This is a genomic window from Sphingomonas sp. 28-62-11, assembly GCF_002278865.1.
In the GTDB taxonomy this organism is placed as follows: Bacteria; Pseudomonadota; Alphaproteobacteria; order Sphingomonadales; family Sphingomonadaceae; genus Sphingomonas.
The window spans coordinates 1-20857 of sequence record NZ_NCGB01000009.1; the positions used below are offsets into that span (position 1 = coordinate 1).

17 protein-coding genes and 1 pseudogene are annotated in these 20857 nt (G+C 62.8%); 6 read left to right on the forward strand and 12 right to left on the reverse strand.

What is annotated here, in order from left to right; translation table 11 throughout:
• A pseudogene (locus B7Y49_RS04035) lies at positions 1–395 on the forward strand (TonB-dependent receptor); the annotation flags it as partial.
• A 213-nt stretch (positions 396–608) separates the two neighbouring features.
• Here B7Y49_RS04035 and B7Y49_RS04040 read toward each other — a convergent pair.
• A complete protein-coding gene (locus B7Y49_RS04040) occupies positions 609–1649 on the reverse strand; it encodes an alanine racemase (RefSeq protein ID WP_374126289.1) in 1041 nt (346 codons plus the stop codon).
• Positions 1650–1701: 52 nt separating this feature from the next.
• A complete protein-coding gene (locus tag B7Y49_RS04045) occupies positions 1702–3327 on the reverse strand; it encodes an MFS transporter (RefSeq protein WP_374126290.1) in 1626 nt (541 codons plus the stop codon).
• A gap of 154 nt (positions 3328–3481) precedes the next feature.
• Here B7Y49_RS04045 and B7Y49_RS04050 point away from each other — a divergent pair, with 154 nt between their 5' ends.
• A complete protein-coding gene (locus tag B7Y49_RS04050; RefSeq protein WP_374126291.1) occupies positions 3482–3811 on the forward strand; it encodes a hypothetical protein in 330 nt (109 codons plus the stop codon).
• 24 nt (positions 3812–3835) lie between these two features.
• Here B7Y49_RS04050 and mmsB read toward each other — a convergent pair whose 3' ends face one another.
• The 5 genes from mmsB to B7Y49_RS04075 all read right to left on the reverse strand — a co-directional run bounded on the left by mmsB (position 3836) and on the right by B7Y49_RS04075 (position 8400).
• On the reverse strand, positions 3836–4810 hold the full coding sequence (gene mmsB / locus B7Y49_RS04055) for a 3-hydroxyisobutyrate dehydrogenase (RefSeq protein ID WP_374126292.1): 975 nt from the start codon (positions 4808–4810) through the stop codon (positions 3836–3838).
• Entirely contained in the window at positions 4728–5504 is a 777-nt protein-coding gene (locus B7Y49_RS04060) for an enoyl-CoA hydratase (RefSeq protein ID WP_374126293.1), read from the reverse strand. Before B7Y49_RS04060 ends, mmsB begins: the two co-directional genes overlap by 83 nt.
• A 106-nt stretch (positions 5505–5610) precedes the next feature.
• The gene (locus tag B7Y49_RS04065) at positions 5611–6654 is read right to left on the reverse strand and encodes an enoyl-CoA hydratase/isomerase family protein (RefSeq protein WP_374126294.1); all 1044 of its coding nucleotides are present in this window, start codon (positions 6652–6654) and stop codon (positions 5611–5613) included.
• A gap of 70 nt (positions 6655–6724) precedes the next feature.
• A complete protein-coding gene (locus B7Y49_RS04070; protein ID WP_374126295.1) occupies positions 6725–7885 on the reverse strand; it encodes an acyl-CoA dehydrogenase family protein in 1161 nt (386 codons plus the stop codon).
• Positions 7886–7944: 59 nt separating this feature from the next.
• Complete coding sequence (locus B7Y49_RS04075; protein ID WP_374126296.1) at positions 7945–8400, reverse strand: hypothetical protein; 456 nt, start codon at positions 8398–8400, stop codon at positions 7945–7947.
• Positions 8401–8539: 139 nt separating this feature from the next.
• On the opposite strand from B7Y49_RS04075, the gene B7Y49_RS04080 reads away from it, so the two are divergent.
• The 3 genes from B7Y49_RS04080 (at position 8540) to B7Y49_RS04090 (ending at position 12184) form a co-directional block, all read left to right on the forward strand.
• Positions 8540–9592: a helix-turn-helix domain-containing protein gene (locus B7Y49_RS04080; protein WP_374126297.1), complete on the forward strand. Its 1053-nt coding sequence runs from the start codon at positions 8540–8542 to the stop codon at positions 9590–9592.
• A 95-nt stretch (positions 9593–9687) separates the two neighbouring features.
• The gene (locus tag B7Y49_RS04085; RefSeq protein ID WP_374126298.1) at positions 9688–10506 is read left to right on the forward strand and encodes a sterol desaturase family protein; all 819 of its coding nucleotides are present in this window, start codon (positions 9688–9690) and stop codon (positions 10504–10506) included.
• Positions 10507–10564: 58 nt separating this feature from the next.
• On the forward strand, positions 10565–12184 hold the full coding sequence (locus B7Y49_RS04090) for an NAD(P)/FAD-dependent oxidoreductase (protein ID WP_374126299.1): 1620 nt from the start codon (positions 10565–10567) through the stop codon (positions 12182–12184).
• On the opposite strand, the gene B7Y49_RS04095 is transcribed toward B7Y49_RS04090, so the two are convergent.
• The 3 genes from B7Y49_RS04095 to B7Y49_RS04105 are packed head-to-tail and all read right to left on the reverse strand — an operon-like array spanning position 12162 to position 15225.
• The gene (locus B7Y49_RS04095; RefSeq protein WP_374126300.1) at positions 12162–12797 is read right to left on the reverse strand and encodes a glutathione S-transferase; all 636 of its coding nucleotides are present in this window, start codon (positions 12795–12797) and stop codon (positions 12162–12164) included. The two genes, B7Y49_RS04090 and B7Y49_RS04095, sit on opposite strands and share 23 nt — an antisense overlap.
• Positions 12794–13162 carry a reverse transcriptase-like protein gene (locus tag B7Y49_RS04100; RefSeq protein WP_374126301.1) on the reverse strand — a complete coding sequence of 123 codons (369 nt, stop codon included), beginning with the start codon at positions 13160–13162 and terminating at the stop codon, positions 12794–12796. Before B7Y49_RS04100 ends, B7Y49_RS04095 begins: the two co-directional genes overlap by 4 nt.
• On the reverse strand, positions 13159–15225 hold the full coding sequence (locus B7Y49_RS04105) for a protein-disulfide reductase DsbD (RefSeq protein ID WP_374126302.1): 2067 nt from the start codon (positions 15223–15225) through the stop codon (positions 13159–13161). The genes B7Y49_RS04100 and B7Y49_RS04105 overlap by 4 nt, the downstream gene beginning before the upstream one ends.
• Positions 15226–15306: 81 nt before the next feature.
• Between B7Y49_RS04105 and B7Y49_RS04110 the strand changes: the two genes are divergently transcribed.
• Positions 15307–16980, forward strand: a complete 1674-nt coding sequence (locus tag B7Y49_RS04110; RefSeq protein ID WP_374126303.1) for an alkaline phosphatase family protein — start codon at positions 15307–15309, stop codon at positions 16978–16980.
• Between the two features lie 182 nt (positions 16981–17162).
• Here B7Y49_RS04110 and B7Y49_RS04115 read toward each other — a convergent pair whose 3' ends face one another.
• Together B7Y49_RS04115 and metH are read right to left on the reverse strand one after the other, a co-directional pair.
• On the reverse strand, positions 17163–18095 hold the full coding sequence (locus B7Y49_RS04115) for a right-handed parallel beta-helix repeat-containing protein (RefSeq protein WP_374126304.1): 933 nt from the start codon (positions 18093–18095) through the stop codon (positions 17163–17165).
• Positions 18096–18170: 75 nt separating this feature from the next.
• A complete protein-coding gene (gene metH / locus B7Y49_RS04120; protein WP_374126305.1) occupies positions 18171–20771 on the reverse strand; it encodes a methionine synthase in 2601 nt (866 codons plus the stop codon).
• Positions 20772–20857 lie beyond the last annotated feature (86 nt).

The following is a 20857-nucleotide window of genomic DNA, read 5'->3' on the forward strand; positions in this document are numbered from 1 at the left end:
CGTTTGCAACGCAGCAATTGAACAATCTTGGTGATCCCAAGATCGAAGGCCGCTTCACCGCAAACTATGAGTCAGCCGGTGGGTTTGGGTTGCGTTATCAGCTGCAGTATATCGGGCAGCAGTCGAACGCGGCGTTTGAAGCACAGAATAGCTTCCAGGGCCGGAACCCAACAAATGCTGACATTTTCCCGAACGCGAACAAGAACTTCTCAGAAGTAACGTATCACAACGTTCGCTTGTCGCAGAAGGTTGATACGAAGTTCGAACTGTACCTTGGCGTTGACAACCTGTTCGGCAAGCTTCCGCCGTTCGGTCTGCTCGGCAACGGTGCAGGCGACGCGATCTTCCCGAACGCTGGTCGCTTCCTCTATGCTGGTTTCCGCGTCACGCTGTGATCCGGTAGCTACCGTAAAATTGGGGCCGCTCCTTCGGGAGCGGCCCTTTTTTTGTGCCTGATCGGCAGCTCTCAGCCGACAGCGATCGGCGGGTCGGACCGCAGCGCTGCCCCGCAAAGAAGCGTAAGACTTACGATGCCGCAGGAGTGCTGCAACAACAGGTTCACTATGAAACTGGGAATACGGGCCAATCGTTGTTGGCCCGTGCTGCGTCTATCCGGCGTTCGGTGACCACAATCGATCAAGCCGAGCACCAAGCCCGGTCAGCAGCTCATATTGCGACATTCCCGAAACCGTTGCTGCGATCGGCAGTGCATAATCGAGTGAGACCCAGTCCCCTTCCGCCAGAAACGGCGCATCATTTACGGCAATCGCAACAAGATCCATCGAGACTCGGCCGAGTACGGGTAGCGCGACCTTGTCGAACCGCGCACACCCCACGCCCGAAAAACCCCGAAAATAGCCATCGGCATAGCCAATATTGATGATCGCTACCTCGGTATCCACCTGTGCCGTGTATGTAGCGTTATACCCAATCGTCGCCCCCGCGCGCACGCGACGGCGCTGCAACACCTGCGCTTCGGGCGTCACGACCTGACGCAAATCAGCCAGTTCGGGACGCGGCACGCCGCCGTATAGCGCCAGACCAGGTCGCGTGAGATCGAACGCATAATCGGCACCCAACGCAATGCCCGCCGAGTTTGCGAGGCTGAAACGACGCGCAGCAACTCGCCCCGTCAACACTCCAAAAGCCTCGAGCTGTGCCGCATTCATCGGCACATCCTCATCGGCGCAGGCCAAATGGCTCATCACCGTGTCGATCTCGATCCCGTCAAGCGCGCCGGACAGCGCCTCCTCTGCAGACAGGCCAAGCCGGTTCATCCCGGTATCGATCATCACGTCACATCGCCCGCCGCCCATTGCCCGCCAGCGCGCAACCTGCACCAGCGTGTTGAGGACGGGCCGACCGATCCCTGCCTGCGCCACGGCCATATCCTCGGCACGCAATCCGTGGAGCACCGACACGGGCAGACCGAGCGGGGCCAGCGCCTCTGCCTCTGCCCAGGTTGCAACAAAGAAATCGCGGCACCCCGCGGCAGCAAGCCTGCTGGCCACGGCCCCTGCGCCCAGCCCATAGCCATCGGCCTTCACCGCCGCGCCGCACGCGGCACGGCCGCTCATCGCAGCAAGCATTCGCCAGTTATCGGTCAGGGCAGTGCCATCAAGGCGCAAACGGAGCGGGGCTACAGTCATGCCATGCGGCGTTACTAGTGGCGGGGCTCCAGTGCCAGCCCTGTTGATCAGGTCAGCTGGCCGTCGATTTGGCGAGATCGACCTTCTCATCCCGCAACCAGACCAGCGTTACGATCAGCGCCATCGCAACCACCGCCAAGGTGTACCACAGGCCGCCATAGGGATTGCCCGATCGGGCAACGATATACTGGCTGATAAACGGCAAAAATCCGCCAAAATAGCCCGTGCCGATATGATAGGGGATCGACATGGAACTGTACCGGATCCGCGGCGGAAACATTTCCGCCAGCAGCGCCGCTACCGGGCCGTAGGTAACGCCCGATAGCGCACTCAGCAGGATGATCGCGGCGAGAATGATCGCGATATTGCCCGGTGTGGGAACCACCTTGCCCAGATTATACCCGTTGGCGATCAGCGCTGCATCGATCGTTTCAGGACGATCATTGGCGACCGTGACGCCGCCCACCGTCACCACCGTTACCGGCGCGACGACCGTGGTATATTCGACGCCCTTTTTTGACAGATGATCGAGCACACGAGCGCATTCATCGGCCTGTTCCTTATCGAATGGGCTGTACCGGCACTGCGGACCTGACACGACAACCGGCGCACGGCGCGCCGCTTCGGCAAGACCGGGGTTGGCGGCACTGCCCATCACCCAGAAGATCGGGAACAGCATCACCAACGTCAGCGCATAACCAATCACGATCGGCAACTTCCGCCCGATCCGATCAGACAGCCAGCCGAACAGGATGAACCAGAACAGCCCGGCGGCCGCCCCTGCCCCAACAATAAGCTGCGCAGTTGTTTCCTCCACGCGCATCGTCGTCTGCAGAAACGATAATACGGTAAACATCGCCGTGTACCAGATGACCGTCAGGCCGGCTGCGATGCCGAACAACGCGACGAACAGCCGACGCAGATTGCCGGGATAGGTGAAGCTTTCAATAAATGGATTGGCTGCGGTCTCGCCCGCGGCTTTCATCTGCTTGAAGACCGGGCTTTCGGAGAGTTTCAGGCGCATCCACAGCGACACCGCGAGCAGCAACAGCGAAAACAGGAATGGCAACCGCCAGGCCCAGGCCTCCCAGGCTTCGGCCGTCACCGCTGCCTTGGCGGCAAGCACCACGGCGATCGACAGAATGAATCCACCCGCGACGCTGGCCTGAATGAAGCTGGTATAATAGCCGCTGCGGCCAGCCGGGGCGTGTTCCGCAACATAGATCGCCGCACCGCCATATTCGCCGCCGAGTGCCAGTCCCTGCAGAATCCGCAGGAAGATGATGATCGCGGGCGCTGCCAGCCCGATCGCCTCGGTCGACGGCACCAGCCCGACCCCGGCAGTTGCGACCCCCATCAGCGTGATGGTCACCAGGAAGGTATATTTCCGCCCCAGCCGATCCCCCAAAAAGCCGAACAGCACCGCACCAAGCGGGCGAAAACCGAACCCGACCGCGAAGCCAGCCCAGGCCAGCAGCGTCTGGACGGTTTCGTTGCCTGCGGGAAAGAAGGTGCGGCCAATGATGCCGCTGGCGGCGAGCGTGCCGTAGATGAAGAAATCATACCATTCGAAGATCGTACCGAGCGACGATGCGGTGATGACGAGCTGGATGTCCTTGCGGCTCGGCGCGGGTGCCTCTGCTCCCGTCTCGGCCTGTGTTGCTCCAATCGTCGCCATACCGTGCTTCCCCCCCGAAATCGAAGCGCTACTGCGCATTTTGCTGCGTTCGTAATGCCAAACTTGATATCTTGCACGTCCCCCGCTTCGGACATAGCATCATCAATTGGTAATATACCAAATGGGGGGCAAAATGGGGGTTCGGATAAGGAAATTGGCAGCCATTGCCAGCATGGCCGCGTTTGCGTTTACCGCAACGGCTGCATCGGCGGAAAAAGTCAAAAAATCCGGCGTGTTGAAAGGTGAAATAGTTTTTTACAAGCTCGTCGACTATGATGGTCAGAGTTATGCCATCAATCAGGAAACGCCGATTGTATCGTTGCAGTGGAATATCGGCAGCATCGGGATTCATGAAGGCGATAAATGGGAAATCTGCGCGAGATCACGTTTTCGCGATCCTTGCATGATCCTGACCGAAAGCGTGCCTAAGGCCGAAGATATCGGCATCATGGGCGGCATTGGCTCTGCGCGACAAATCAAATAGCTGCAGGCGGGCGCAACGTCTGGCTTAGCGCTTATCCTGCGCCGCCAGCATCCGGATGATGCCGGAAAAATCCAGGCCGCCCTGGCCCTGATCGGCGAAGCGCTGATAAAGTTCAGCAGCGCGCTCGCCCATTGGGGTTGACGCGTCGGCGCCCTGCGCGGCCTGGCGGGCCAGCTTCAGGTCCTTCAGCATCAGCGCGACGGCAAAGCCGCCTTGATAGTCATGATCGGCCGGGGTTTGCGGGCCGACACCCGGTACCGGGCAATAGCTCGTCATCGACCAGTTCTGGCCCGACGACACGCTGGAAATATCGAAGAATTTCTGGGCGCTCAGTCCCAGTTTTTCGGCGAGTAGAAATGCCTCGCATGTGGCAATCATCGATGCGCCGAGCAGCATGTTGTTGCAGATCTTGGCGGCCTGCCCCGCGCCGTTGCCACCTGCATGGATCACCGCCTTGCCCATGGCTGACAGGATCACCTCAGCGCGTTCGAACCCGATCTCGCTGCCGCCGACCATGAAGGTCAGACTGCCTGCATTGGCCGCCGCGATCCCGCCCGAAACCGGCGCATCGACCGCGACCAGACCCTTGGCATGCGCAGCCTCTGCTACGCGTTTGGCGGTCGCGACATCGATCGTCGAACAATCGATCAACAGCGTGTTGGGCGCGGCGGCCGGAAACACCTCATCAGTGCAGACCATTTCGACATGACTGCCAGCGGGCAGCATCGTCACGACCACTTCGGCGCCATCGACGGCTGCGGCAGCGCTTGCCACGGGCAGGCAACCCGCCGCCTTGGCGCGATCAAGCGCATCGGGTGACAGATCGAACGCGCGAACATCATGGCCGGCCTTCGCCAGGTTCGCGGCCATGCCGCCGCCCATATTGCCCAGGCCGATAAATGCAATGCTCGTCATGCTACTTCCCCGTCCAGACACCGGCGCGCTTTTCAACAAAGGCTGCCATGCCTTCCTTTTGGTCTTCCGTCCCGAACAGTCCATGAAACAGCCGGCGTTCGAAAAGGATGCCCTGCGTCAGCCCGGTCTCGAACGCAGTGTTGACCATTTCCTTGTTCGCCTTGACGGCAAGCGGGGCCATTGCCGCAATCGTCGTGGCGGTTTTCATAGCTTCGTCGATCAGCTCGGCAGCAGGGACGACCCGGCTCACCAGCCCGGCGCGCTCGGCCTCTGCGGCATCCATCATCCGGCCAGTCAGGCACATCTCCATCGCCTTGGCCTTGCCAACCGCGCGGGCAAGCCGCTGCGAACCGCCCATGCCCGGAGAGACGGCTAGCTTGATCTCCGGCTGGCCGAACTTGGCGGTATCGGCGGCCAGGATGAAGTCGCACATCATCGCGACCTCGCACCCGCCGCCGAGCGCATAGCCCGCAACGGCAGCGATGATCGGCTTGCGCGTGGCGGTGACGCGGTCATAGCCAGCGAAATGATTGGTGCCGAACATCTCGGCAAACCCCATTGCCTGCATTTCCTTGATGTCCGCACCCGCAGCAAAGGCTTTTTCGGATCCAGTCAGGACCGCGCACCCCTGCGACGGATCGACATCGAACGCCTCCAGCGCGGCGATCAGCTCGGCCAACACCTGGCTGTTGAGGGCGTTCAACGCCTGTGGGCGGTTGAGCGTGATGAGCGTAACGGCGCCGCGCAGTTCGACAAGGAGTGTTTCGTAGGTGGTCATGTCTTTCTCTCTTTCGTCACCCCGGGCTTGACCCGGGGTCCCGCTTCTTCCTGCCGCCCAAGGCAGCGGGACCCCGGCTCAGGGCCGGGGTGACGCGGGATGTTGGTTAGTGGGGCATCCACGCCTCATCTTCAGGCAGCGGCGCAAAAATCTGGTCGATAACGTGGTCGGTCACCCCTTCCGGCGTATCGGGATTCCAGCGCGGCGCATTATCCTTGTCGATGATCACCGCACGCACGCCTTCGAGAAAATCATGGCGCTGCACCACACGGCAGCCGACCGCATATTCCTGCCGCATTTCATCGGCGAAATCATGCATCAGCGCGCCTTCGTGGAGCAGGCGGAGCGAGACCTTCATCGTCTGCGGGGATTTGGTGCGCAGCAGCTTCAACTGCGCTTGAGCCCAATCGCCCCGATCGGCTTCAAGCGCCGCGAACACGTCTTCGAGAACATCCGACGCGAACAGGCGATCGATCTCCCCCTGATGCGCGATGATCTTTGCGTCGGGCGGGGTCACAGCGAGATCCCCGAGAATAGCATCGATCGATCGGGGATCGGCAATAATCCGCGCCTTCGCCTCGTCGAGCGACGCGCTCGGCAAATAATGTGTTGCCAATCCAAGCGCGAAACACTCCGCCCCGTCGAGCCGGTGCCCGGTGAGCGCCAGAAACTGCCCCATCCGCCCCGGCAGCCGTGAGAGATACCAGCCACCGCCAACATCGGGAAACAGCCCGATGCCGGTCTCGGGCATCGCCAGCCGGGTATTCTCGGTGGCGATGCGGTAGCGGCAGGGCAGCGATATGCCCACGCCGCCACCCATCGTGATCCCGTCCATAAACACCACCACCGGCTTCACATAGGTGAACAGCTTGTGGTTCATCCGGTATTCGGTGTGGAAGAACGCACGCGCTTCCACCCCGTCCTTCGCGCCGCTTTCCGCGAGCATGCGGATATCGCCGCCCGCGCAAAAGCCTCGGCCTTCGGCGTGATCGATAAGCACCGCCTCGACGCCGATATCGACCCGCCACGCCTCAAGCGACTCTAGCATCGCCGCACACATCGCGGTGTTAAGCGCATGGATCGCGCCGGGCCGGTTCAAGCGGATGCGGGCGATGTTGCCTTCGCGCTGGGTGAGGACGTCAGTGCTCATGTGCCTCCTTGTACCCCCGCGAAGGTGGGGGTCCAGACCGGGCTCCCGCCTTCGCGGGAACCCAAATTGCCTATTGCCGGGTCAGTTCCCGCCCCACGATCATCCGCATCACCTGATTGGTGCCCTCCAGGATCGAATGCACGCGCAAATCGCGCCAGAAGCGTTCGATCGGATAGTCCATCAGATAGCCATAGCCGCCATGCAGCTGCAACGCGCGATCGACCACTGCTGAGCCCGTATCGGTCGCGAGCCGCTTCGCCATCGCCGCGAACTTGGTCTTGTCGGGGGCATTCGCCGTTACCTTCGCGGCGGCCATGTAGAGCAGCGCACGTGCCGCCTCCAGATCGGTCGCCATGTCGGCGAGCATGAACTGGGTGTTCTGAAAATCGCTGATCGCGGTGCCGAACTGCTTGCGATCGCGGGTATAGCCAATCGCCTCGTCAAGGCAGCGCTGCGCCCCGCCAAGCGAGCAGGCACCGATGTTCAGCCGCCCGCCGTCGAGCCCCATCATCGCGATGCGGAACCCCTCCCCTTCACCGCCCACGCGGTTGGCGACGGGCACGCGGACTTCCTCCAGGATCACTTGTCGCGTCGGCTGCGAATGCCAGCCGAGCTTGCGCTCATTCGCGCCGAACGACACGCCGGGCATGTCCTTTTCGATGACAAGGCAGGAAATGCCCTTCGGCCCGTCCTCGCCGGTGCGGACCATCGTGACGTAGACGTCGTTCTCGCCAGCGCCCGAGATGAACTGCTTTGTGCCGGTGACGACATAATGATCACCATCCCGCACCGCGCGGGTCCTCAGCGCGGCTGCGTCGGAGCCGCTGCCGGGCTCGGTCAGGCAATAGCTGGCGATCGTTTCCATCGACACCAGATCGGGCAGATACTTGGCCTTAACCTCGGCCGATCCGAACCGGTCGATCATCCACGCGGCCATATTATGGATGCTGATGAACGCGCTGGTCGATGGGCAGCCATAGGCCATCGCCTCCATAATCAGCGCCGCTTCCAGCCGCCCCAGATTGATGCCGCCCGATTCCTCGCTGACATAGATCGCCGCAAAGCCGAGCTCGGCCGCTTCCTTGATCGTGTCGCGCGGGAAGATATGTTTTTCGTCCCATTCGCCGGCAAAGGGCGTGATGCGATCGGCGGTGAATTTGCGCGCCAGATCCTGAATCTCGCGCTGATCGTCGGTTAGGTCGAATTGCGGGGCAAGGTCGAATTGGGTCATGCGACGCCCTTAGGCGAATTCGTACACGCTTTGAAGCCGCCGTTTCGGTAAATGCAGCGTCAGCAGCGCGTATATTGCACCCGAGCAGGTGGCGACACATCAGTGCGCAGCAAACGGGTGCCCGCGACTTCCAGCGTATAGGTGGTGCGCACCATCGATGCCTGCCCGAAACCCGTCAATCGCAGATCAAGCGTGATGCTGGTCGGCGTTTTCGCAACGATCCGTTCGATCGGCCCACCCGCGGCATAGTAATCGACCCGCCCCTTTTCGATCTTCAGCGTGCCGCGCCGGTCATCATTGCTCAGATCGCAATCGGCAGGGGTGCGGCCCCAGCTTCCTTCGAAGGGGAGCATGGCCATCGCAGCCGCGCTCGGCGCTGGAGTAGCCTTGCTTGGCGGTACCGATTTGCCGTTGGGCGCCAGTTGCACGCTGTTCGGATCGAAATCGGGCTTCTGGTCCCCACAGCCGCCCAGCATCACGCACAAACCGATAACCACCAACAACGAACGATCCATTTCAGCACTCCACATCGCCAGCCCGCAACGCGCAGGCGGCTTCCATCGGTGCTTCAACGCACGGCCACGTGATCCGGGTGCCAAGCTAGTGCCAAAGCGGCGATGGACGCTGGGCGGATCGGATTGCATAAGCCCGATCATGACCCGCCTGCTCCTCCTCGACAGCGCGATGCGCCTGCTGACGATCGGGCAGCTGTTGCTGATTGCCGTCGTCATTGGCCGCGGCCATGCGCCACGCCCGATCCGGGCCGCGACTGTCGCGCTGCTGGCGTGCATCTGCGCCTATCTGATCCTCGCGACACCGGTACGGCTGCCAGAGCGGGGGCCGGTATGGGCGCTGATCCAGCTCGCCGCGCAGGCAACGCCGATGATGCTGTGGGTGTTTGCGCATCTGCTTTTCGAACGCCCGCTCAACCGGCTGGCGGTGATCGCGGGTCTGGTCACGCTGATCGGGTGCTGGATCGGTTTCGGTATTGCCGGTCCGGTGGACAATACGCTTGGCCTTGGGCTCGGTATCGTGCAGCGCGGCACATCACTGGCAATGGCGGCACATGCGATCGTGATCGCGGTCAGCGAGCGCGGTGATGACCTGATCGAGAAACGGCGGCGGCTCCGCGTTGGCTTCGTCATTGTCGTGGGCACGCTGGCCCTGATGGTGCTGGTGATCGAGATGATCTTCGGGTTCCGCCATACCGGCGTTGTCGTTACTCTGCCTCAGGCTTTCGCCATTCTCGTTGCAACGACGGCGATGGGCGCCGCGCTGTTGCAAAGCGATGCCGATATTCTGTTCGAACCTCAGGCTGCGGACGATCATCCGCCCGCCCCTGCACTGACGCCGTCAGAAAGCGTGCTGAAGCAAAAGCTCGACGCGGCGATGGCCCAAGGCATCTACCGCGAATCGGGCATGAGCATCGGGGTGCTCGCCGATCGGCTCGGCACGCCCGAACACCGGCTGCGCGCGCTGATCAACCAGCGGCTCGGCTATCGCAACTTCTCCGCCTTCCTTAACCACCACCGGATTGCCGAGGCAAAGCGCGTGCTCGCTGATCCGGCACGCGTCGATCTGCCCATCCTGACGATCGCGATGGACCTTGGTTATGGCAGCCTTGCCCCGTTCAACCGGGCGTTCCGGGACGCAGAGGGGCAACCGCCCAGCGATTTCCGACGAACGATGTTTACTGAAAAAAGCTGATCGATTCCGAAATCGATTGCAGATTTTCGAGTTCGCAGCGACCAACGACACGGCTGCGCACCATAGCGAACCGATCGTTATCCGAGGAGGCACCCGTGGATCAGTTCCTGTCGACCGAGTTTCTGCTAGTCATCGTCAATGACATTCGCTGGGCCGTGCAGATCGAGTTTACCCGTTATCTGATCGCGGCGGCCGGGGCGACAATCGTCTATGCCTTGTTGAGCCGATGGATCGAGCACCGCCGCATCCAGCGCAACAGGGCCACGCTCGCCGATCGCTGGCGTGAGTTTCGCCGGTCTTTCGAAACGATTCTCGTCTTCTCCCTTGTCAACCTGCTGTCCTTTGCGATGTTTCATGCCGGCTGGCTGCCGGTCGCGAGAGGCACGCCAGTGCTGAGCATCATGATCGTCCAGGTGATCGTCATGGTGATCATGCACGATGCCTGGTTCTACTGGATGCACCGCGCGTTGCACCTGAAGGCACTGTTCCGCCGCGCGCATGCCACCCACCATGTCAGCCGCACGCCGACCAGCTGGGCAGCCTATAGCTTCGCGCCGATCGAGGCGGTGTTCGAGAGCATCTATGTGCCGATCATGTTTCTCATCGTCGCCAATATCGTGCCGATGCAGCCCTGGGCGATCTTCATCTTTCTGGGCCACCAGATCGCGCGCAACGTGATCGGCCATTCGGGCTATGAGCTCGCTTGGAGCGGGTTCACCCGGTCGCCCTGGACCGGCTGGCTCACCACGACGACACATCACGATTTACACCATACCGAGGGTCGCTATAATTTCGGGCTGTACTTCACCTTCTGGGACCGAGTGATGGGCACCGAGAACCCGAAATATCATGAGCGCTTCGAGGCGGTGGTCGGGCGGCGGGCGGCTGTGCCGGAAGCGGTGGCGGCGGTTTAAAATCAACACGTCGTTCAACCGATAGCGTCAAGACACTTGAACCGGTACAGGCGGGGCCATGCTCCGCCTGACCGAAGTTTCCCTACCGCTCCACCACCCCGATGAGGCCATCCCCGCCGCGATCTGCAAGCGGCTTAGGATCACCCCACGCGAGCTGATCAAATACGTTATCGCGCGCCGCGCGCATGATGCGCGGAACAAAGCCGATATCCAGCTCGTCTATTCGATCGACGTGAATGTGAAGGGCGAGAATACCGTGCTCGCCCGCTGCCGCAAGGACAAGCGCGTCCAGCGGACCCCCGATACGCGCTACCACATGGTTTCGACCGCGCCTGCCGGTGCCCCGCGCCCGATCGTGATCGGCACGGGCCCGTGCGGCTTGTTCGCCGCACTGATCCTGGCGCAGATGGGCTATCGCCCGATCATCCTCGATCGCGGCAAGGTGGTGCGCGAACGCACCAAGGATACCTGGGGGCTTTGGCGACGCGGCGTGCTGAACCCTGAGTCGAATGCGCAATTCGGTGAGGGCGGCGCGGGCACATTTTCGGACGGCAAGCTTTACAGCCGCATCAAGGACACCCGCCACCTCGACCGCAAGGTACTGACCGAGTTTGTGAAGGCCGGCGCTCCGGCCGAAATCCTGACCGAAGCCCACCCGCATATCGGCACTTTCCGGCTGGTGACGATGGTGGAGAGCATTCGCGAGACGATCGAGGGTCTGGGCGGCGAATATCGCTTCGGCACCCGGGTCGACGGCATCGACATCGCGACCGATTCAACTGGCGAGCGTCATGTGCGCGGGCTGCACCTGCAAGACGGCAGCTATCTGGCCGCCGAGCGCGTGGTGCTCGCGATCGGGCACAGCGCGCGGGATACCTTCGCGATGCTGCATGCGGCGGGCGTGTTCGTGGAGGCAAAACCCTTTTCGATCGGGGTACGGATCGAGCACCCGCAAAGCTGGATCGACAAGTCGCGTTTCGGCATTCACGCCGGGCATCCGGTGCTCGGCGCCGCAGAATATCACATCTCGCACCACTGTTCGAATGGGCGGACCGTCTACAGCTTTTGTATGTGCCCGGGCGGCACGGTGGTCGCCGCGACGTCCGAAGAAGGCCGCGTCGCGACGAACGGCATGAGCCAGTATTCGCGCAACGAACGCAACGCCAATTCGGGTTTCGTCGTCGCGATCGATCCTGAGCGCGACTACCCTGGCGATCCGCTCGCGGGGCTAGATTTCCAGCGCCACTGGGAATCGCGCGCCTATGTTGCTGGCGGATCAAGCTACAAGGCGCCCGCGCAGTTGCTCGGCGATTTCCTGGCGGGCAAGCCATCCGAGAAACTCGCCTCGGTAACCCCTTCCTACCGCCCCGGCGTACACATGACCGATCTGGCCGAATGCTTACCCGATTTCGCCATCACCGCGATGCGCGAGGCGATCCCCGTGTTTGGGCGGCAAATCCCCGGTTACGATCACCCCGATGTCGTGCTGACGGGAGTCGAGACGCGGACGTCATCCCCAGTGCGATTTACCCGGGGCGATGATTTCCAGAGCCTCAACACCAGGGGCCTGTTCCCGGCGGGTGAAGGCGCTGGCTATGCGGGCGGCATCCTGTCGGCGGCAGTCGACGGCATCAAGGTGGCGGAGGCAGTGGCGATCAGCCTGGGGCACGCAGGATGACCGGCACATCGCCCGGCACCCAAGGCTTTGTGCGCAGCATCGCCTGATCGAACAACGCCGATATTGTGTGGCTGGTGAGCCACGTCTGCAGGCGCGGCAAAGGTTGCGCGGCAAACCAAGCCGGGTCCACCGCCGCGAATTGACGCACGAATGGCATGATCGCGATGTCCGCCAGCGTCCGTGCGTCGCCGCACAGGTTCGCGTGCGTTACTAATCGCGCCTCCAGATCAAGCAGGATCGCAATCCCGGCATCGCGATGCTCGATTGTATCGGTGTCGTGGCGATCGGGATATTTGTAGCGATCGAGGTGATGCTTGAACGCGCCGTCATTGGTGGCGATCAGCGCCGCATCATCCCCCACCAGCCAATTCTCAGGGTCGTTCTGCGCCAGTGCCCACCGCATAATGTCGATGCTTTCGTCGATCACCCCACCTGTCGGCAGGACCAGCACCGGCACGGCCGCCTTGGGCGATGCGGCGATCATCTCGGCGGGCTTGCTGCTCAGTGCCACCTCGCGCAGCTCGACCGCTACGCCGCTCACCAGCAAGGCCATCCGCGCGCGCATTGCATAGGGACAGCGCCGAAAACTGTAGAGGACGGGCAGCGCACTCACCGATCATGCAACCGGGCCAGCGCGATCCCCGCAAGGTTCTGCGTACGCTTGATCAATCGGACTCGGACTGACGTTCCGGCCGGGATGCTCGCCATAAACCGCGCATGATGGGCAATCGCATCGCCCCGGCACTTCACCCTGCCGCTCGCCTGCCCGACCACCGTCGCTGAATCGCCGAGCAGTGCAACGTCCTTCACACCTAGCAGCCCGGCCACTTCCACCGCGTAGATCAGCGCCAGCCACTCGGCATCGAAGCTGCTGCCCTGCCCGATATCCTGCCGGACATAGGCCCGCCCCTGCGCCACCGCCGCGATTTCCATCGCGCCCGGATTGGGCCTGCACCCGCCATCGAAAAATATCTTCACCCTTCGGCCAACGCGCTCAGCATACTAGGGGTGAGCACCTGCGGCAGGATTTCCGGCTCGCTCGCGCCGGGCTTGTAGTAAAGGTACAGCGGCACGCCCGCGCGGTTATGCTGTTCGATGAAGCGACCAAGCTTTGCGTCGCCATCGGTCCAGTCGCCCACCATCACCGCCACGTCATGCTTCGCAAACGCGGCCTTTACCTGATCGGTGTCGATCGCGAGACGTTCATTTACCTTACACGTCAGGCACCAATCGGCAGTGAAATAGGCGAACACCGGCTGCCCCTTGGCACGCGCCTCGGCGAGTTTCTCTTCCGAAAAGGCCAGCTTGTTTTCGGCAACCAGCGCGGCGGTGGCGGCTGCGCCTTTGGGCACGGCGCGCACGACATAGCCCGTTCCCGCCGTTACGCCGATAAGCGCCACAAGGCTGAGCCAATGCGCTGACAGCCCCGCATGCTGGCGCTTGCCGACCACGAACAGCACGATCGCCACGCCCAGCGCGCCGATTAGCCCGAGCGCGATCCCGTCATTGCCCGCCTCGCCGCCCAGCACCCAGGCGAGCCAGATTGCCGTCAGCCCCATTGGGACGGCGAGGACCTGGCGGAAGGTTTCCATCCATGCCCCGGGGCGCGGCAGTGCCTTGCGCAGTGCCGGAATGAACCCAATCGCCAGAAACGGCAGCGCCAGCCCGATCCCGAGCCCGGCAAACACCGCCATTGCAGCAGGCGCGGGCAGCACCAGCGCCGCGCCGAGCGCTGCGCCCATGAACGGGCCGGTGCACGGCGTCGCGATGATCGCGGCGAGCGCGCCAGTGGCGAATGCGCCGCCCGCACCGCTGGAGGAATTAACGAAGCTCGGCGTCGGGATTTCGAACAGCCCGGCGAGGTTCAGCGTCAGCGCGACGACGAGCAACAGCAACACGACGATCGTCGCCGGGTTCTGCAGCTGGAATGCCCAGCCGACCGCCGCGCCGCCCGCACGCAACGCCAGGATCGTCGCGCCTAGCCCCATGATCACGGCGAGTACGCCAGCGGTATAGGCCAGCGCCTCACGCCGGGCAGCGCCCTCATCGACCGAACCCTTGGCCAGGCTGAGCGCCTTCAAGCTAAGGATCGGAAAGACGCAGGGCATGATGTTGAGGATCAGCCCACCGAGCATCGCGCCGCCAAGCGCGATCAGAGTCGCCACCAGCACGCCCGACGATGCGGGATCGACCGTCGTCGCGCCGCCAGCCGCCGCCGCGACCGTCCCCGCCGTCGCGCTGACCAACAGCCCGCGCGCCTCGCCGATCCGCAACACACCGTTGATGGGCTCGCTGCCGGGCTTAGTATTGGCGGTTTCGATCACCAACCGATCACCGTCGCGCATCACCTTTTGCGGGGCTGCATAATCGATCACGCCGGCCGACACCGGGAAGAAATAGGCTCTGTCGAGTGGCCCATCGGCCGGATAGGGCACCCCGATCCGCACCGTCTTGCCGACGATCTGGTACTGTGCATCCATGCCGATCGATTTCGGGATCGCCTTGCGAAATTCATCGAACTGCGCTCGGGCCGCTGGGGTGATTGTGCCGTCGCCGACCACCAGATCGACTGCCAGATCTGCTGCTTCGGGCACGCAAATCTCTTCGGTGCAGACCAGGTAATTGCTGCGCACCCTGATCGGCAGGGCCGTTCCGGGGGCGAGCCCCGCAGGAATCTGCAGCGTCACCAGCAACGTGTAATGCTGCTCGAACACATAGTTCATCAGCCCGGCGATGATCAGCGTCGTCGGCACCGGATACAGCGGCGTTCCCGCGCGGACGCCAGCGGGCAACGTCCAGTCGAACTTGGCCGGAAAGCCCGCATCGCCAGGGTTCTGCCAATAGCCGTGCCAGCCGGGCTGCGGCGTGACATCCACCGCCAGCGTAACGGTGCTGCCCGCCGAGGGGTTCGTGCTTTCAGCGATCAGGCGCGTCGCGAGGTGCGGGCCCTTCGAATAGGGGTCGGGTGCTTGCGCCATCGCCGTGCCCGCTCCTGCGAGCCACAGCAGCAATGTCACGATAAAGAAACCCAACGCGCGCATTCGGCAATCCTTGTTTTCAGGCCCGGTCCCGGCGCATAGCCGAAAAGCCGGATGCAATGCACCCGATCGGGGAGAGACGTGATGAAAAGAGTTGCCACTGTATTCGCTGGCGCGCTCGCTTTGGTTACAGCCAATGCCGCAGCGCAGGACAGCACGGCACCCACCAGCGCACCCACCGCATCGGCAACGCTGCCTGCCCCAAAGACACCACCCAAGCTGATCATCGCGATCGCGGTCGATCAGTTCTCGGCCGATCTGTTCGCCGAATATCGCAGCCACTTTGCCGGCGGGTTCAAGCGGCTGCTGAAAGGCGCGGTGTTTCCGTCGGGCTATCAAAGCCATGCCGCCACGGAAACCTGCCCTGGCCACGCCACGATCCTGACCGGCGTGCGCGCCGGCCGGGCGGGCATCATCGCCAATAACTGGGTCGATCTGAAGACCGGGCGCGCCGACAAGAGTGTGTACTGCGCCGAGGATGAAAGCGTGCCCGGCAGCACCTCTGCCGCCTATACCGTGTCCGACAAGCATCTGCTGGTGCCGACGCTGGGTGAGCGGATGAAGGCAGCGAACCCCGCGACGCGGGTGGTGTCAGTCGCGGGCAAGGATCGCGCGGCCGTGATGATGGGCGGGCACCAGGTCGATGAACTCTGGTGGTGGGATGGCAAGAAATTCGCCAGCTATGCCAATCGCCCCACCCCTGCGGTCGTCCAGCAGACCAACGATGCGATCAATGCAAGGATCGCTGAGGCGCAACCGCCGCTCGATCTTTCGCCCTTCTGCGAAACGCGCAATCGCGCCGTCGGCATCGGTGGCGGCAAGAGCGTGGGCACTGGCCGGTTCGATCGCAAAGCAGGCGACACTCGTGCCTTCCGCGCCTCGCCCGAATCGGATGAAGCCCTGTTCGCGATGGCCGCAGGGCTGATCCGTGACATGAAGCTGGGCGGTGGTGCGGCGACCGACCTGATTGCGATCGGCGCGTCGGCGACCGATTATGTCGGCCATAGCTATGGCACCGAAGGCAGCGAGATGTGCCTGCAGCTGACCAGGCTCGACGAAACGATGGGCACATTTTTCGCGGTGCTCGATTCGATGGCGATCGATTATGAGGTCGTACTGACCGCAGATCACGGCGGGCATGACCTGCCCGAGCGCAATGCCGAAAACGCCGTGCCCGGTGCGGCGCGGATCGACCCGGCACTGAACCCCAAGGCGATCGGCGATGCCGTGGCGGCCAAGCTCAAGCTGACCGGACAGCTACTCTACGGCGATCCGGTCGGCGATGTCTGGATCGATCCCAAGCTGCCCAAGGCTACATTCGATGCCGTGCAGGCCGAGGCGCTGAAACTGTACCGCGCGCACCCACAGGTTGCCGCCGCGTTCAGCCGGGCAGAGATCATCACCGCTGCCCCCGCCACCGGCCCCGCGGAGACATGGTCACTGGTGCAGCGCGCCAAGGCGAGCTTCCACCCGGCACGGTCAGGCGACATCGTCGTTGCGCTCAAACCCCGGATCACCCCGATCGCGAACCCGCTCGGCGGCTATGTCGCTACGCACGGCTCGTTATGGGATTATGACCGCCGGGTGCCCATCCTGTTCTGGCGCAAGGGCATGACCAGCTTCGAACAGCCACTGGCGGTGGAAACGGTCGATATCGCGCCGACGCTGGCGGCGACGATCGGGCTGAAACTCGGCACTCCGGAGGTGGACGGCCGCTGCCTCGATTTGGATGCGGGTGTTGGGGATAGCTGCCGGTAGAGCGGGATAACATCAACTTAGGCCAATCCTTACTCCGTTCGCCCTGAGCGAAGTCGAAGCCTGTCCTGAGCGCCTGCCTTGGCAGGCAGTTGAAGGGGGCAAGCGCAACGCGTGGGCTTCGACTTCGCTCAGCCCGAACGGGGGTGAGGCTCAATGAACAAAGAGTAATCCCGTCAAAGGCATCAACGCCGCTCGAAAGCCCGCACGCCTGCTCCCAGCGTATTCGCGCCCAGGGCAAGCTGCTCATGGCTGATATCGGCAACGAACGCGGGGCTCTTGGTTTGTCCTGGGGCGAGGCTCGCAGTGTTGCCTTCCACGCGTAGCCCGGCGGAGCGATACTTCCGTGCCTCGGCCGCGATCACGATGAAGCCGGTCCAGTTCTCCTTTTGCGGGCCTTGGACAAAGGTATTGCCCGCGATCAGCCCAGTGCCACCTTCCGGCAGTTCGATCATGTAATTGGTCTTGGTACCCCGGCTATCGTCGAAGCTGTTATCGGTAATCGACACGCGCGGTACGCGTAGCTTGACGTAATGCCCGCCCCGCCCGCGCTCGAAGCGTGACCGGGTGATCGTCACCACGCCCGTCGTCGCCAGATAGATGCTGTGCGCACAATCGGGCGTCTCGTCGCACTGGCCAAGCCCGGCAAAGGTCGATCGGTCGATGCCGATCGCTCGCGGTGCCTCCTGGGCACCAAGGATGCCTTCCTGGCTGTCGAGGAACATCGAATTGCGCACCGTCAGGTCACCCAGTTCGATACGGATGCCAGCGCCATTGCCATCGGGCACGCGGATGTTGCGAAACACGATGCCGTCGACCACCGACCCTTCACCGCGGAGCACCAATACCGCCTTGCCCTCGCACGCGACGCCATCGAAAATCACGCTGCCCGGCTGCACCGCCTTGAAGGTGATCCGCCCCGCCTGCTGAATCGCACATTGGCGATAGGTGCCCGGCGCGATCAGGATCGTCGCATCCTGCCCACGAATCGACATCAACGCATCGTCAAGCTGTGCGAACCCCTGCCCCGTCTCCTGCACCACAAACGGTGTGCTGGATTGCTGCGCGGCGGCTGGCGCGGCCAGCGCCAAAGCGATTAACGGCAGGGCAAAACGCATTGGCGACACTCCACGACAGGCGATAGGAATGCCGCTCTTCGTCGCTGCCGTGAAGGGTAATTGAGGGTTAACCGATCAATCGAGGTTCGGCCGCAGCCACCGCTCCGCTATCGCCAACTCCACCCCCCGCCGCGCCGCGTAATCCTCCAGCTGATCGCGACCCACCCGGGCGACACCGAAATACTCCGCCTGCGGGTGCCCGAAATAGAAGCCGCTGACCGCCGCCGTCGGCAGCATCGCGAAGCTTTCGGTCAGCGACACGCCAGTCGCGTGATGCGCGTCGAGCAGCTTGAACAGGGTCGGCTTCAGGCTGTGATCCGGACAGGCCGGATAGCCGGGCGCAGGGCGAATCCCGCGATATTGCTCGCGGATCAGCGCTTCGTTGGTCAGCTGTTCGTCGGGCGCATAGCCCCAAAGGTTCATCCGGACATGCTGGTGCAACGCTTCCGCAAAGGCCTCTGCCAACCGATCGGCCAATGCCTTTAGCAGGATGTCCGAATAGTCATCGATCGCTGCCTTGAAGCGCGCGAGATGCGGCTCGATGCCGTGAATGCTGACCGCAAAGCCGCCGATCCAGTCACCATCATGGCTGACGAAATCGGCGAGGCACATGTTCGCGCGCCCCTCCCGCTTGGAGATTTGCTGGCGCAGAAACGGCAGCCGGACGTGATCCTCATTATCGAGGTGCAAGATCACATCGTCGCCCTCGCGGCGGCACGGCCACAGCCCAGCGACACCGCGCGCGACCAGCCACTTCTCGGCAATGATCTTGTCGAGCATCGCATTGGCATCGGCGAACAGACTGGTCGCGCTTTCGCCGACGACCTCATCGGTCAGGATCGCCGGGTAGTTGCCGGCGAGTTCCCAGGCCCGGAAAAAGGGCGTCCAGTCGATCAGGTCGCGGAGCTGCGCCAGATCCCAGTCGCGGAATACATGCACGCCGGGCTTTTTGGGGTGCGGTGGTTTCAGCGCCATGTCTGCTTCGAACGCATTGTCGCGCGCGGTCTGCAGCGACACGAGCTCGCTTTGCCCCTTGTTGGCGCGGGCGAAGCGGACGGCTTCGTACTCGGCTGCGGTCTTTTCGACGAACTCGTCGCGGATCGTGTCGCTGACGAGCGTCGACGCAACGCCCACCGCACGGCTGGCATCGAGCACATGGATGACCGGCCCGTCATAGGCGGGCGCGATGCGAAGCGCAGTGTGAACCTTTGAGGTGGTCGCGCCACCGATCAGCAGCGGCATCGTCATGCCCGCCCGCTTCATCTCCTCGGCGACCGTCACCATTTCGTCGAGCGACGGGGTGATCAGCCCCGACAGGCCGATCATGTCGGCGTCGTTCTCGTTCGCCGCTTTCAGGATATCGGACCAGGGCACCATCACGCCCATGTCGACCACGTCGAAGCCGTTGCACTGGAGCACCACGCCGACGATGTTCTTGCCGATATCATGCACATCGCCCTTCACGGTCGCCATGATGATCTTGCCTTTGCCGCGCGCGCCGGGCTCCTTCGCCGCCTCGATGAAGGGCAGCAGATGCGCGACGGCCTTTTTCATCACGCGGGCGCTCTTTACCACCTGCGGCAGGAACATCTTGCCCGAGCCGAACAGGTCGCCGACGACGTTCATCCCGTCCATCAACGGCCCCTCGATCACTTCGATCGGGCGGGCGAACCCCTGCCGCGCTTCCTCGGTATCCTCGACGACATAGAGATCGATGCCCTTGACCAAGGCATGCTCCAGCCGCTTGTTGACCGGCCAGCCGCGCCATTCCTCGGCCGCTTTTTCCGCCACCGCATCAGTGCCGCGAAAGCTTTCGGCGAGCGTGATGAGGTTGTCGGTAGCGTCATCCCGCCGATCCCAGATGACATCCTCGCATGCTTCACGCAGTGCGGGGTTGATGTCGTCATAGATATCGAGCTGGCCGGCATTGACGATCGCCATGTCGAGCCCGGCGGGGATGGCGTGGTAAAGGAACACCGAGTGCATCGCCCGGCGGACCGGCTCGTTGCCCCGGAAGCTGAACGACAGGTTCGACAGCCCGCCCGAGATATGGACGTGCGGGCAACGCGCCTTGATCTCGCGGCAGGCCTCAATGAAGTCGATCGCATAGCGGCGATGCTCGTCGATGCCCGTTGCGACCGCAAAGATATTGGGATCGAAGATGATGTCCTCGGGCGGGAAGCCGATGCCGGTCAGCAGCTTATAGGCACGCTCACAAATCTCGACCTTGCGTTCCTTCGTGTCGGCCTGCCCGACCTCGTCGAACGCCATGACGACGACGGCAGCGCCATAGGCCATTACCTTGCGCGCCTGCTCCAGGAACTGGGCCTCGCCTTCCTTCATACTGATCGAATTGACGATCGGCTTGCCGGAAACACATTTCAGCCCCGCCTCGATCACCGACCATTTCGACGAATCGATCATGAAGGGAATGCGCGCGATATCGGGCTCGGCGGCGATTAGCTTCAGGAAGGTCGTCATGGCGTGGTGGGCGTCGAGCAACCCCTCGTCCATGTTGACGTCGAGCACCTGCGCACCGTTCTCGACCTGCTGGCGCGCGACCTCGACGGCGCGCGGATAATCGCCCGCCATGATCAGCTTCTTGAACGCCGCAGAGCCAGTGACGTTGGTGCGTTCGCCGATATTGACGAAATTGGTGGAGGCGGGAGTGGTCATATTAGCTTTCCTAAGATCCTCCCCGGCACGGGGAGGGGGACCGCTCGGCTTCTTTAGCCGAGGGGTGGAGGGGGCTCGCCAGTAAC